This is a genomic window from Paracidovorax wautersii, from assembly GCF_031453675.1.
Taxonomy (GTDB): domain Bacteria; phylum Pseudomonadota; class Gammaproteobacteria; order Burkholderiales; family Burkholderiaceae_C; genus Paracidovorax.
On record NZ_JAVIZX010000001.1, the window covers coordinates 1876654 to 1890517 of the forward strand.

The window sequence follows — 13864 nt, forward strand, 5'->3', positions numbered from 1 at the left end:
GCATATAGCTATAAATACTATAGCAATCGGGTCGCAAGTGTTGCGCCGGCGCCGCTCAGGGGCGGGCGGGGGCCGCGCCCTGCTGGGCCTTGCGGGCGGCGAATTCCGCACGCAGCGCCTTCAGCTTTTCGCGCGGATCTTCCTTGGCGGTGTTCTTGTCCAGGCCCATCTCGGCGATGAAGCGGCTGGGCTGGGCGGCCACGTATTCGCGGCCCTTCTTGCGCTTCTTGGTCCAGCTCACCGCCAGGCTGCGCTGGGCGCGGGTGATGCCTACGTACATCAGGCGGCGCTCCTCCTGCAGGCGCTGCAGCGTGTCGTCGCTCACCACCTGCTGGCGGCCTTCGTCGTCGTCCAGCTTGAAGGGCAGCATGCCCTCGGTCACGCCGACCAGCACCACGTGCGGCCACTCCAGCCCCTTGGAGGCGTGCAGGGTGGACAGCGTGACCACGTCCTGGTCCTTCTCGCGCTCGCTGATGGTGGACAGCAGGGCGATGGTCTGCGCCACCTCCAGCAGGCTCTTGGTTTCCTTGGTCGTCACCGCGCCGGCCGTGTCGTCGATCTGGCCGCCGGCGCGCTGGCTCATCCAGTCGCAGAACTCCAGCACGTTGGTCCAGCGCGCGGCGGCGACCTTCTCGCTGTCTTCGTTGTCGTACAGGAACTGCTCGTAGCCGATCTCCTTGAGCCAGTCGGTCATGAAGGTGCGGGCCGCTTCGGCGCCGTGGGTGTGGCGCGCCTTGTATTCCAGGTAGTTGATGTAGCGGCCGAACTCGATCACGCTCTCGTGCGCCTTGCGCGGCAGCATGGCTTCGAGCATGTGGTTGAACAGCGCACCGAACATGCTCACCTTGTGCTGCGTGGCGAACTCGCCCAGCTTGGCCAGCGTGGTGTGGCCGATGCCGCGCTTGGGCGTGGTGATGGCGCGCAGGAAGGCCGGGTCGTCGTCGTTGTTGATCCACAGCCGGAACCAGGCGCACAGGTCCTTGATCTCGGCCTTGTCGAAGAAGCTGGTGCCGCCCGACACTTTGTACGGAATGTTGGCCTTGCGCAGGGCCTTCTCGAAAGGCTTGGCCTGGTGGTTGGCGCGGTAGAGGATGGCGAAGCTCTTCCACGCCGGAATGGGGTTGAGCGAGGCGCGCAGCCCCTGGATGCGCGCCACGGCGCGCTCGGCTTCGTGCTCCTCGTTGTCGGCATCCACGATGCGCACCGGCTCGCCCTCGCCCAGCTCCGAGAACAGCGTCTTCGGGAACAGCTTGGGGTTGGGCTGGATCACGTTGTTGGCGGCGCGCAGGATGGCGCTGGTGGAGCGGTAGTTCTGCTCCAGCTTGATCACGTTCAGCTTGGGGAAGTCGACCGGCAGCTTCTTCAGGTTGTCCAGCGTGGCGCCGCGCCAGCCGTAGATGGACTGGTCGTCGTCGCCCACGGCGGTGAAATGCCCGCGCTCGCCCACCAGCAGCTTGAGCAGCTCGTATTGCGTGGCGTTGGTGTCCTGGTACTCGTCGACCAGCACGTGGCCGAGCGCTGCCTGCCATTTGGCGCGCACCTCGGGGAAGTCGCGCAGCAGGCGCAGGGGCATGCCGATGAGGTCGTCGAAATCCACGCTCTGGTAGGCGGCCAGCCGTTCCTCGTAGCGCTGCATGATGAGCGCGATGCTGCGCTCGTTGTCGTCCTTGGCCTGGGCCAGTGCTTCGGCGCTGTTCAGGCCGGCGTTCTTCCAGGCGCTGATGACCCACTGCCACTGCCGGGCCGTCGCCATGTCGGTGGTGCCCCCGGCGGCGTCCTTGAGGATGCCCGTCACGTCGTCTTGGTCGAGGATGCTGAATTGGGGCTTGAGGCCCAGCACATGCCCGTCCTCGCGCACCATGCGCACGCCCAGCGCGTGGAAGGTGCACACCAGCACATCCTTGGCCGCGCGGCCGATCAGGTGCTGGGCCCGTTCGCGCATTTCGGACGCGGCCTTGTTCGTGAAGGTGATGGCCGCGATGCGCTTGGGCGCCATGCCCGCCTCGATCAGCCGGCCGATCTTCATCGTGATCACCCGCGTCTTGCCCGAGCCCGCGCCCGCGAGCACGAGGCAGGGCCCGTGGATGTACTGAACGGCCTGGAGCTGGGCGAGGTTGAGACCTGCGGTCATGGGAAACGGTGGGGCGCTGGCGGCAGGGGCCCGGCAAGGGCGCCCTGGGGGAGGGACGGAAACGAGCGCGCAATGATACCGGCGTGCCGGCCGCGATCCGTCCCGCCCGGTGCGCTTCGGGCCCTGGCCGGGGCGCACCCGCCGCCTTGCGACAATGCCCTCCCGTGCTGTCCGTCCTGCTCATCACCTTTCCCTTCTTCGCCCTCGTGCTGTGCGGCTACGTGGCCGCACGCACGGCGGTGCTGCCGCAGGCGGCCATTGGCGGGCTGAACGCCTTCGTGCTGTTCTTCGCCCTGCCGTGCATGCTGTACCGCTTCGGTGCGCGCACGCCGATCGGCGTGCTGCTGGACCCCGCGGCGGCCGGCGTGTACGTGGCGGTGGCGCTGGTGGTGGTCGCCAGCGCGGTGGCGCTCACCCGCCGTCGGCTGGGCTGGAACGACGCGGCCTTCGGCGCGCTGGTGGCCGCCTTCCCCAATACCGGGTTCATGGGCGTGCCGCTGCTGGTGGCGCTCCTGGGCGCCCAGGCGGCGGGCCCGGCCATCCTCACCATGCTGGTGGACATGGTGCTCACCACCTCGCTGTGCATCGCGCTCTCTCGGCTGGACGGCGCGGGCACGCATGGCGTGGCGGTGGCGCTGCGGCGTGCCTTGTGCGGCATGCTGACCAACCCGATGCCCTGGTCCATCGCCCTGGGCGCTGCGGCGTCTGCCCTGCAGTTCCAGCTGCCGGGGCCCATCGACCGCACGGTGGCCTTGCTGGCCGACGCGGCCTCGCCGGTGGCGCTGTTCACCATCGGTGCCGTGCTGGCGCGGTCGCAGATGAACCAGCACGAGCGGGTCCCCGCGCGGGACTACGTGCCCATCGCCCTGGCCAAGCTGTTCGTGCACCCGCTGCTGGTCTGGACGGGGGGCGCCGCGGCCATCGCCCTGGGGGCACCGCTCACGCCGTTCGCGCACACGGCGCTGGTGCTGGCCGCGGCGCTGCCCAGCGCCAGCAACGTCTCGCTGCTGGCCGAGCGCTTCGGGGCGCACAACGGGCGCATCGCCCGCATCATCCTGGTGTCGACGGCACTGGCCTTCCTGAGCTTCTCGGGCGCGGTGGCCTTGCTGGTGCACTGAGGGGGCAGGCCCCCGCCCGCAGGGGTGAGCCGGCGGCGTCGCTGGTGTGACCGGAACGCACAGCGGCTGCCCGGCGACGCGTTTCAGAAAGTAGTCCGGCTCCTACAATCGCGCGGCCGCCTCCTATCTATCTCCTATTTTCTGTATGCAAGCCGTTGCCGCCGTTTCGCCGCCCCTCCGCGTTCCCGCGCGTGCCGTTGCGGCGGTGGCCGTCTTGTACGTGCTGGCGTGGTCGCTGCTGCCGCCTCTGCTGAGCGCCAGCCTGCCGCTGGATGTGGTGGAGAGCCTGTCCTGGGGGCGGGAGTGGCAGTGGGGCTACTACAAGCACCCGCCGCTGACGCCCTGGGTGCTGGAACTGGCCTACCGGGCCTTCGGCCACGTCGGTCCCTTCCTGCTGAGCCAGCTGTTCATCGCCGCCACGCTGTGGGTGGTGTGGCGCACCGGCTGCCGGCTGATGTCGCGCGAGCGTGCCTTCCTCGGCACGCTGCTGACCATGGGCGTGGCCTACTACACCCGCCCGGCGCTGGAGTTCAACCACAACATCGCGCAGCTGCCCCTGTGGGCCGCGGTGGGCTACTGCCTCCTGGCGGCGCTGCAGGACGGGCGGCTGCGCCAGTGGCTGCTGCTGGGTGGGGTGGCGGGCCTGGGCCTGCTGACCAAGTATTCGGAGGGGCTGCTGCTCGCGGTGCTGGCGCTGTACCTGCTGGGCACGCCCGACCGCCGCGTTCTGCGCGGGGCCGGGCCCTGGGTGGCACTGGGCGCCATGGCGCTGCTGTTCGCCCCGCACCTGCACTGGCTGTGGCGGTCCGAGTGGCTGCCCTTCGCCTATGCACAGGGCCGCGCGGCCAGCGAGAGCGGAAACGGCCGCTGGGATGCGCTGGCCTTCCTCGCCACCCAGGCGCTCAACCACCTGCCGCTGGCCGTCATCGTGCTCGTCGCCTGGTGGGGTACGCGCCGCCAGCGCCAGGCCGTGCTGCGCACGGGCAGCCGCTGGCAGCTGCACTGCAGCCGGCCCGCCTACCTGGTGGCGCTGGCGCTGGGCCCGTGTCTGCTGGTGGTGCTGGTCGGCCTGGCCTTTGGCCTGCGGGTGCGCGACATGTGGGGCGTGCCCATGTGGGTGTTCAGCGGTCTCCTGGTGGCCGCGTGGCTGCCGGCTCCGTGGCTGGCGCCCATGCAGCCGCGGCTGCTGCGCGGCCTGGCAGTGTGGCTGGTGCTCGTCTCCGTGGTGACCGGCGCGCTGCTGGCCTATGGGGCGCAGTGGCGCCACCGTCCCTCGCGCACGGACTGGCCGCAGGCGGCGATCGCGCAGCAGGCCCAGGCGGCCTGGCTGGCCCACGCACGCTGTCCGCTGGACTCGGTGGCGGGCGACTACTGGGGGGTGGGGCTGGTCGCGGCGCAGCTGCCGGAGCGGCCTTCGGTGTTCATCTCCGGCGACCCGCGCTTCTCGCCCTGGATCACGCCCGAACGCCTGCAGGCGCGTGGCACACTGTGGATCGGTCTGGGCGACGGCGCCTCCGTGCCGGCCTGGCTCGACACGCTGCCCGCCCAGCCGGGCATGCAGGTGCACGAGGGCCAGGTGCCGGTCGCTTGGCCGTACCGCGGCGCAGCCCAGCCGCTCACCGTGCACTGGCGCGCTTACGTGCCCGCCGCGTGCGCCCGCCAACCCTGACCACTGCGACGCTCCGATGATGGCTCCCCCCTCCGCCGACGCGGCCACGGACTTCCACGCCGAATTCGCCCCGGGCGCCCCGCCGGGCCCCTTGCCCCGCGCGCCGCTGCGCCTGAGCTGCGTGGTGCCGGCCCACAACGAGGCGCAGAACCTGGAAGGCTTTCTGCGTGCGCTGGCACAGGCCGCCGGCGCGCTGACGCCCGACTTCGAGATCGTCGTGGTCAACGACGGCAGCCGCGATGCCACCCATGAGGTGGCGCTGCGCCTGGCGCAGGAACTGCCGCTGCGCTACCTGGCGCTGTCGCGCAACTTCGGCAAGGAGGCCGGCCTGTCCGCCGGCATCGACCATGCGCGGGGCAACGCCGTGCTGCTGATCGACGCGGACTTCCAGCATCCGCTGGACCTGCTGCCGCAGATGCATGCGCTGTGGCAGGCCGGCTTCGACATGGTCTACGGCGTGATCGCGGACCGCGGCGCCGAGAGCGGCGCCAAGCGCGTGGGCACGAACGTGTTCTACCGGCTGATGAACGCGGGCAACAAGGTCAAGATCCCGCCGAACGCGGGGGACTTCCGCTGGATGGATCGCCGCGTGGCCGATGCGCTCAAGGCCCTGCCCGAGCGCAACCGCTTCATGAAGGGGCTGTACGCGTGGGTCGGTTTCAAGACGGCCGCGCTGCCCTTCGTGCCGCTGGACCGGGCGGCGGGGGTATCCAGCTTCAACCTGCGGCGCCTGGGCTCGCTGGCCCTGTCGGGACTCACCTCTTTCACCACGCTGCCGCTGCGGGTGTGGAGCATGATCGGCGGCAGCATCTCGCTGCTGGCGCTGGCCTACGCCCTGTGGATCACGATCGACACTGTGGTCTTCGGCAGCGATCTGGAAGGCTGGCCCACGCTGGCCGTCAGCATCATGCTGTTCTCCGGCGTGCAGCTGATGTCGATCGGCATCCTGGGCGAATACATCGGCCGGATCTACGACGAGGTCAAGCGCCGGCCGGTCTACCTGGTGGCCTGCGACGAAGACCGCAGCCCGCTGCGCGAGCCCCGGCCATGAGCCTGCGCGGCGCCGGGCCGTGGACCCTGCTGCAACAGCTGCCGCAGGGCCTGCAGTTCGTGCTGGTGGGCGCTGCCGCCGCGGCCACGCACCTGGCCGTGGTGGGCGCGCTGGTGGCGCTGGCCGGCATGCCGCCGCTGGCCGCCAACGTGCTGGCCTTCCTGGTGGCGTTCACCGTGAGCTATACCGGCCACGCGCGGCTGACCTTCGCCCGCGCGCAGGCCCGCGGCTGGGCCGTGGCGGCGCGCTTCTTCGCCGTGGCCTGCCTGTCGTTCGCCGCCAATGAGGCGCTGTACTACGCGGCCCTGCACTGGCTGCACTGGCACTACTTCTGGAGCCTGGCGGGCGTGCTGGTGCTGGTGGCCGTGGGCACCTTCGTGCTGAGCAAATGCTGGGCGTTCAAGGCGAGCGCGCCATGACCGCCAGCCGCGTTGACGACGACGTTTCTGCCGGGGCCGTCCACGCCATCGTTCTGTGCGCGGACGACTACGCGCTGCACCCCGCCGTGGACGAGGCGGTGGAGCGGCTCGCGCGGGCCGGCCGTCTGTCTGCCACCAGCTGCATGACCACGGCGCCGCAGTGGCCTGCGGCCGCCGCGCGCCTGCCGGCCTTGCGCGACCGGCTGGCCGTGGGCCTGCACTTCAACCTGACCGAAGGCCATGGCGGCGCCCACGCGGCGCAGCCGCTCGGGACCATGCTGCGCCGGGCTTACGGGCGGCAACTGTCGGAAGCGCCGATGCGCGCGGCGTGGCGCACGCAGCTCGATGCCTTCGAGCGCGCGCTCAAAACGCCGCCCGACTTCATTGACGGCCACCAGCACGTGCACCAGCTGCCGCGCGTGCGCGATGCGCTGCTGGCCGAACTGCAGGCGCGCTATGCGCCGCACGAACGGCCCTGGGTGCGCTCCACGGTGCCCGCGGGCGGGCTGTGGCGGAAGCCCAAGGCGGCCCTCATCGCGCTGCTGGGGGGCTGGACGGCCACGCGCACGCTGCACCGCGCAGGCGTGGCCACGAACCAGGGCTTCGGCGGGGTCTATGGCTTCGACGCGCCGGATGCCGCGGCCTATGGCGCGCATATGGCGCAGTGGCTGCCGCACGCGGCGCAGGGGAGTCTGCTGATGTGCCACCCCGCCACCACCGCGGTGCCCGGCGATGCCATCGGCACGCAGCGTGCGGTGGAATACGCCTTCCTTGCTTCCGATGATTTCGGCGCGCTGCTGCAGCGCACGGGCCGCCGGGTGCAGCAGGGCCCGCAGGCCCTTGCGGCCTGGTTTGGTGCACCGCCGGATGCTGCGTAAAAGAGAGCATTGCACGCAGGCCACATGCGGCCTGCGGGGCGGATGATGGCGAAGCAACGAGCGGTTGGCGGCGTCACCGCCGCGACAGCCTTTGCGGCCGCGTTGCCGTGGCCAGCGGCATGATCATTGCTTCGTTTTGGGGCCGGCCTGTCCAGGCCGGGCGAATCATTACAACAGGAGTCATTCCATGACAAAGAAGACCTGGCTATGGGCGTTCACACCCATCGCCTTTTCCGCAGCGCTGTACGGCTGCGGCGGCAGTTCCGGTTCGGACGGCAACGCGCCGCTCGCCGTCGACAACAACGCCCAGAGCTGCTCGGTGCTCTCCAGCACCGGCTCGGCCGTGGTGGTGGGCTCCGGCCTGGCGGGCGACCCTGCCGCGCCTGAAGCGGCTTCCGGCTACCGCCTGGGCAACCAGGCCAAGTACTCCAGCAAATACATGGTCGTGGCCAACACGCCCCTGGCCACCAAGGCCGGCTGCGACGTGCTCAAGGCCGGCGGCACCGCGGTGGATGCGGCCGTGGCCGTGCAGGCCGTGCTGGGCCTGGTGGAGCCGCAGTCGAGCACCATCGCCGGCAGCGCCTTCATGATGTATTACGACGCCGCGACCAAGAAGGTCATCGCGTACGACGGCCGCGAGACCGCGCCCGCCGCCGCCACCGGCTTCTACCTCGTGCGCCAGGACCAGGCCAACGCTGCATCGCCCGCGCCCCTGCCCAGCGCCCGCCGCAGCGGCCGCTCCATCGGCGTGCCCGGCGTGATGCGCATGCTGGACATGGCCCACCGCGACCACGGCCGCCTGGCCTGGAACGGCCTCTTCGACGAAGGCGTGCGCCTGGCCTCCAACGGCTTCCAGATCCCGGCCCGCATGGGCAGCGCCATCAGCAGCAATGCCGCCAGCCTGCGGCTCGATGCCAACGCCGTGGCGCTGTACTTCAATGCCGACGGCACGCCGCGTGCGGCCGGCACCACCATGACCAACCTGCCCTATGCGCAGTCGCTGCGCACGCTGGCCAGCCAGGGCGCGGGTGCGATGTACGACGGCCCCATGGCGCAGGCCATCGTCGCCAAGGCCGCGCAGGCGGTGGGCGACGACGCCGCCCGCACCCCCATCACGCCGAGCCTGATGACGGTGGCCGACCTGCGCGCCTACCAGCCCAAGAAGCGCGAGCCGGTGTGCACCACCTACCGCAGCACCTACTACGTCTGTACCATGTCGCCGCCGTCCTCGGGCGGCATCGCCATCGCGCAGTCGCTGGGCATCCTGGAGAACTTCAACCTGTCCCAGTACCCGCCGACCAACCCCGCCAACGAAGGCGGCGTGCCCAGCGTGATGGGCGTGCACCTGGTGTCGGAAGCCGAGCGCCTGGCCTATGCCGACCGCGACAAGTACGTGGCCGACACCGATTTCGTGCCGCTGCCCGGCCGCGGCGTGGCCACCATGCTCGACAAGGACTACCTGAAGCAGCGCGCCGCGCTGATCCGCCCTGACGGCAACTCGCAGGGCGTGGTGCCTGCGGGCGATCTGGGCTCGACGCCGCTGGGCGTGGACAAGACGGTCGAGCGCGGCACGACGCACTTCTCCATCGTCGACGCGTATGGCAACGTGGTCTCCATGACCTCCACCGTCGAGTCCAGCATGGGCTCCTTCCACATGGTGGGCGGCTTCCTGCTGACCAACCAGCTGACCGACTTCTCGGCCCAGCCGGCCGACAGCGCCGGCACGCCCGTGGCCAACCGCGTGGCACCGGGCAAGCGCCCCCGCAGCACGATGGCGCCCACGCTGGTGTTCAAGGGCACGGAGCCGGGCGACTTCCTGATGGCCACCGGCTCGCCCGGCGGCGGCACCATCATCCAGTACGTGATGAAGACCGTCGTGGGCGCCGTGGACTGGGGCCTGAATGCGCAGCAGGCCACCTCGCTGGTGAACTTCGGCGCCACCAACAGCGCCACCACCAACGTGGACGGCGCCAACACCGCTCTGGACCTCACGGGCCTGATCAGCGGCCTGCAGGCCAAGGGCCACACCGTATCCAACGGCGCGCAATCGAGCGGCGTGTCCACCATCATGCGGGTCAACCGCAACGGAACCGCGCAGTTGGAAGGCGGCGTGGACCCGCGCCGTGAAGGCATCGTGCTGGGCGACGGCGCGCTCTGATCGCTCCCTCCCCGGCCGCCGGCTGCCGCCCTTGTGCGGTAGCCGGCGGTTTGCATTGATGCTCTCTATTTTGTAGCTGATTGCGCTTGTTGGACGGGCGCTGTGGCCTGTTTTCATTCAAATGCCGTGGGGCATTGGTCGCGCAGACTCCGGCATGCCACCGGGGCGGCGGCACGCCCACGGGCGACGTCCCGGACCGCGCTGCGCCGGCGTTCAGACCGTCAGATCGCCAGAGGATCCACGTCCACCAGCCAGCGGATCAACCCCTTGTGCGCGGGCTGCGCGCGCGTGGCGTGCAGCACCGGCTGCCAGGCGGCCAGAAAGCGCTGCAGCGCGCCGCGGCTGGGGCTTTCCACCAGCATCTGCGCGCGCTCCACATTGGCCACCCGCTGGATCGCCAGCGGCACGGGCGGGAACAGGAAGACATGCTCCAGGCCCGGCAGTCCGCCGTCGCGCGCGGCCTGGCTGGCCGCGGTGAGGAAGGCCTGCGCCGCCTCCTGCGTGCGCGCATCGGCCCGCACCAGGGCCTGGAAGGCGAAGGGCGGCATGCCGGCGTCCGCGCGCTCGGCCAGCTGCCGCGCGGCGAAGGCCGGGTAGTCGTGCCGGCGCAGCGCGGCGTACAGCGCGTGGTCGGCATGCCAGGTCTGCACCCACATCTCGCTCGGCCGGCCCCCCTGGTCGGCCATGTACTGGGCGTCGCGCCCGGCGCGGCCGGCGGCCTGCATCAGCAGGGCGAACAGGCGCTCGGGCGCGCGGAAGTCGCTGGAAAACAGGGCGCCGTCTGGCTGCACCGCGGCCACCAGCGTGATGCGCCGGAAGTCGTGGCCCTTGGCGACCATCTGCGTGCCCACCAGCACATCCACCTCGCCCGCGTGCACCTGGGCGAGCTGCTCTTCGAGCGCACCCTTGGCCTTGGTGGTGTCGGCGTCGATGCGGGCCACGCGGGCGGCCCGGCGCTCCGGCGTGATCACGTTGCGCAGCAACGCGGCCAATTGCTCTTCCAGCTGTTCGGTGCCGCGCCCGATGGGCGCGATGTCCGGGTTGCCGCAGGTGGGGCAGGCGAAAGGCACGCGGACCGTGTATGCGCAGTGGTGGCAGCGCAGGGTGCGGTCGATCTTGTGGAACACCTGGTGGGCGCTGCAGTGCGGGCAGTCGCTCTTCCAGCCGCATTCGGTGCAGTGCAGCACGGGCGCGAAGCCGCGCCGGTTGAGCAGCACCAGGCACTGCTCGCCGCGCTCCACGCGCTCGGTGATGGCGGCAATGAGCGGCGGTGAGAACACGCTGCCTCGGGGCTGCTGCGCCAGGTCCACCACCCGCACGCGGGGCAGGGCGCCGGCGCCGATGCGGCTGGGCATGGCGAGGCGCAGGTAGCGCCCGCCCTGCGGGTCTTCCGGCGTGGGCGGGCGGCTGGCGTGCCAGGTTTCCAGCGACGGCGTGGCCGAGCCCAGGATGACCTTGGCGCCTTGGTCGCGTCCCCGCCAGATGGCCAGATCGCGGGCGGAGTAGCGCGCGCCTTCCTGCTGCTTGTAGCTGGCGTCGTGCTCCTCGTCCACCACGATGAGCTTCAGGCCCGGCAGGCTGGCGAACACCGCCATGCGCGTGCCCAGCACGATGCGCGCCGTGCCGGCGTGCGCGGCCAGCCAGCTCTTGAGCCGCTGCGGGTTGGTCATGCCGCTGTGCAGGCTGACGACGCTGCCCGGGCCGTAGCGGCCGGCAAAGCGGGCATTGAAGCGCTCTTCCAGCTGCGGCGTGAGGTTGATCTCGGGCACCATCACCAGCGCCTGGGCGGTCGGGTCGGCTTCCAGCGCCTGCTGCACGCAGCGCAGGTAGACCTCGGTCTTGCCGCTGCCGGTGCTGCCGTACAGCAGGAAGGGGCCTGGATGCTGGTCGATTTGGGCTCTGGCGCTTTCCTGTTCTGCGCTGAGTGCTATTGATTCAGTAGTATTTTCCGAGCCGCTGGCCGAGGTGGCCACCTTGGCGGGGCGGCGCAGACGGCGGCCCAGCTGCTCCGGCGACAGGTCGCGCAGCTGCGGGGGCAGGGCGGCCAGGGCGACTTCCCCCAGGGAGCGCTGGTAGTAATGCGCCGCAAAGGCCACCAGGCGGCGCCAGGACCGGTCCAGCGGAGCCACGCCGTCGAGCACGCCCGCCACGGCGCGGGGTGCCATGCCATCGGGCAGGCCGGCGCCGTGGTCCGGCGTGTCCCACACCACGCCCAGCACCTCCCGCCGTCCCAGAGGCACCCGCACCAGCGTGCCGGGCGCCAGGGGCTCCGCGCAGGCATAGGTCAACAGGTCGCCCACGGCGCTGTGCGCAGGCGTTTGCACGGCCACCTGGACAGAGGCGCACGGCGGCGCAGCACCCGCAGGCGAGGGCAGACCGTCTGCCGTCACGGTGCAAACCCCTCAGGCGCGGACGCTGCATGCGCCAGCCGCCGGACGGCGCACGGCACGGCTGGCCGCACGGCGCGGCCGCGGGTCGACAAGGGGGCAATGGGAGGGGGCGAACAAGCGCAGGAAGGGGTCACGTCACCCGATTGTCGGCGTTGCACGGCGCCCATCGGGGGGCTGACATAACGGCCCCATGCGACTTTCTGTGGATAACTTTGTTGACATCCGGGGTGCAGCCCGCCCGCAAGCCGCGTCGGCGCTGGGTGCCGGCGGATGGGAGGGGCTTCGGCCGGCGCCAAAAAAGTCATATGAATCAAATAACTTTGCTGCAGTGCATCGAAAGCCGCGGCGCGCGCTGGGAAAGCATGGCGAAAGCCTCCGCTCGGCCCAAGGTGTGCATAACTGGGCTTGTCAAGGGCTGCGCGCCGGAAGAAATGTGCTACCGCGCCGGGCGCGCCTGCGGTTCTGCCTTCAAATGCCGCAGCAAGTGCTTGATTTGACAGGGATTCCCGACATTTCCAGAATTTCTGTGGATAACTTTGTTGATATCCCGCTCCGGAACGCTGCGGGCCCTTGAAAACACAGGGTTTTGTTACTTTGCCCGTAAAAACGGCATTGGGCGATGCCCTATGCAAATCAATGACTTACGTAGCGATTCGGCTTTTTTGAGCGCCCGCAAGTTCGGACGGTGAAAACCGGAGCGCTCGACGGCGGAAGCACCGCAAGTGTGCATAAGTCAAGGTTCCTGATGCCCCGAATGGGCGAAAGACACCCCACCCCGCGGCTGCGGTTGGAAACAATGCGTAACCGGGCGGCGCCGATGGAACTTTCGTGCCGCCTGGACTACCGAGCTGCGGGTCAGAGCGGGCGACGTTGTGCCCGGGAGTGGCTGTGCACGGCTTCCACCAACGCGGCCACGTGCTCGGGCGGGGTGTATTGGCTGATGCCGTGGCCCAGGTTGAAGATGTGCGTGGGGCCGGTGGTCGTCCGGTCGGTGTGCGGGGTGCCGAAGCTGTCCAGCACGGCGCGCGCCTGGGCTGCAATGGCGTCCGGCGGGGCAAACAGCACGTTCGGGTCGATGTTGCCCTGCAGCGCCTTGCCCGGGCCGCCCACCGCGCCGCCCACCAGGGCGCGGGCCTTGGCCAGATTGGCCGTCCAGTCCAGGCCCAGCACCTCGCAGTCCAGGCCGCCCATCTCGTCGAGCCACAGCGCGCCGCCCTTGGTGAAGACGATGCGTGGCACGTCGGTGCCGTCCACGCCCGTGCGCTTGAGCTGCGCCAGCACGCGGCGCGTGTACGCCAGGCTGAACTGCTGGAACATGCCATCGGCCAGCACGCCGCCCCAGCTGTCGAAGACCATTACGGCCTGTGCGCCGGCATCGATCTGGGCGTTCAGATAGGCAGCGACGGCATCGGCGTTGATTTCCAGGATGCGGTGCATCAGGTCGGGGCGGCTGTACATCAGCGTCTTGACCTGGCGGTAGTCGTCACTGCCCTTGCCCTCGACCATGTAGCAGGCCAGCGTCCACGGGCTGCCCGAGAAGCCGATCAGCGGCACGCGGCCGTTCAAGGCCTTGCGGATGCTGGTCACGGCGTCGAACACGTAGCGCAGCTTGTCCATGTCGGGCACGGCCAGTTCGGCCACAGCGGCCTCGTCGCGCACGTTCTTGGCGAAGCGCGGGCCTTCGCCCTGCGCGAACGACAGGCCCAGGCCCATGGCGTCCGGCACCGTGAGGATGTCGCTGAACAGGATGGCCGCGTCGAGCGGAAAGCGGTCCAGCGGCTGCAGCGTGACGTCGGTGGCGTACTGCACATTGGTCGCCAGGCCCATGAAGCTGCCCGCCTTGGCGCGCGTGGCCAGGTATTCCGGCAGGTAGCGGCCGGCCTGGCGCATGAGCCACAGGGGCGTGTAGTCGGTGGCCTGGCGGCGGCAGGCGCGCAGGAAGGTGTCGTTCTGGAGCGGGGCGAAACTCATGGCGGGCATTGTCGCAGGGCGTCTGGAAGGGCCTGGGCCGAAGCCGGTATGTCTTGCCTCAGATCAAGAAATCAGGCGC

Annotated in this window: 9 protein-coding genes; 6 read left to right on the forward strand and 3 right to left on the reverse strand. The window is 70.2% G+C overall.

The genetic code is table 11. From position 1 onward, the window contains the following. Positions 1 to 55: 55 nt before the first annotated feature. Positions 56 to 2131: an ATP-dependent helicase gene (locus tag QE399_RS08555; protein WP_309827966.1), complete on the reverse strand. Its 2076-nt coding sequence runs from the start codon at positions 2129 to 2131 to the stop codon at positions 56 to 58. 164 nt (positions 2132 to 2295) lie between these two features. On the opposite strand from QE399_RS08555, the gene QE399_RS08560 reads away from it, so the two are divergent. The 6 genes from QE399_RS08560 (at position 2296) to QE399_RS08585 (ending at position 9424) form a co-directional block, all read left to right on the forward strand. Next, positions 2296 to 3249, forward strand: coding sequence for an AEC family transporter (locus QE399_RS08560; protein WP_309827968.1), 954 nt, complete (start codon positions 2296 to 2298; stop codon positions 3247 to 3249). A gap of 205 nt (positions 3250 to 3454) precedes the next feature. Further along, a complete protein-coding gene (locus tag QE399_RS08565; protein WP_309827970.1) occupies positions 3455 to 4918 on the forward strand; it encodes a glycosyltransferase family 39 protein in 1464 nt (487 codons plus the stop codon). Between the two features lie 16 nt (positions 4919 to 4934). After that, positions 4935 to 5969, forward strand: a complete 1035-nt coding sequence (locus tag QE399_RS08570; RefSeq protein ID WP_309827972.1) for a glycosyltransferase family 2 protein — start codon at positions 4935 to 4937, stop codon at positions 5967 to 5969. Then, on the forward strand, positions 5966 to 6388 hold the full coding sequence (locus QE399_RS08575) for a GtrA family protein (protein WP_309827974.1): 423 nt from the start codon (positions 5966 to 5968) through the stop codon (positions 6386 to 6388). The genes QE399_RS08570 and QE399_RS08575 overlap by 4 nt, the downstream gene beginning before the upstream one ends. Further along, positions 6385 to 7266, forward strand: a complete 882-nt coding sequence (locus tag QE399_RS08580) for a ChbG/HpnK family deacetylase (protein ID WP_309827976.1) — start codon at positions 6385 to 6387, stop codon at positions 7264 to 7266. The genes QE399_RS08575 and QE399_RS08580 overlap by 4 nt, the downstream gene beginning before the upstream one ends. Before the next feature lie 187 nt (positions 7267 to 7453). Further along, the gene (locus QE399_RS08585; protein WP_309827978.1) at positions 7454 to 9424 is read left to right on the forward strand and encodes a gamma-glutamyltransferase family protein; all 1971 of its coding nucleotides are present in this window, start codon (positions 7454 to 7456) and stop codon (positions 9422 to 9424) included. A 221-nt stretch (positions 9425 to 9645) separates the two neighbouring features. Here QE399_RS08585 and priA read toward each other — a convergent pair whose 3' ends face one another. After that, a complete protein-coding gene (gene priA / locus QE399_RS08590) occupies positions 9646 to 11814 on the reverse strand; it encodes a replication restart helicase PriA (protein ID WP_309827980.1) in 2169 nt (722 codons plus the stop codon). A gap of 855 nt (positions 11815 to 12669) precedes the next feature. Next, complete coding sequence (hemE, locus tag QE399_RS08595) at positions 12670 to 13785, reverse strand: uroporphyrinogen decarboxylase (protein ID WP_309827982.1); 1116 nt, start codon at positions 13783 to 13785, stop codon at positions 12670 to 12672. Positions 13786 to 13864 lie beyond the last annotated feature (79 nt).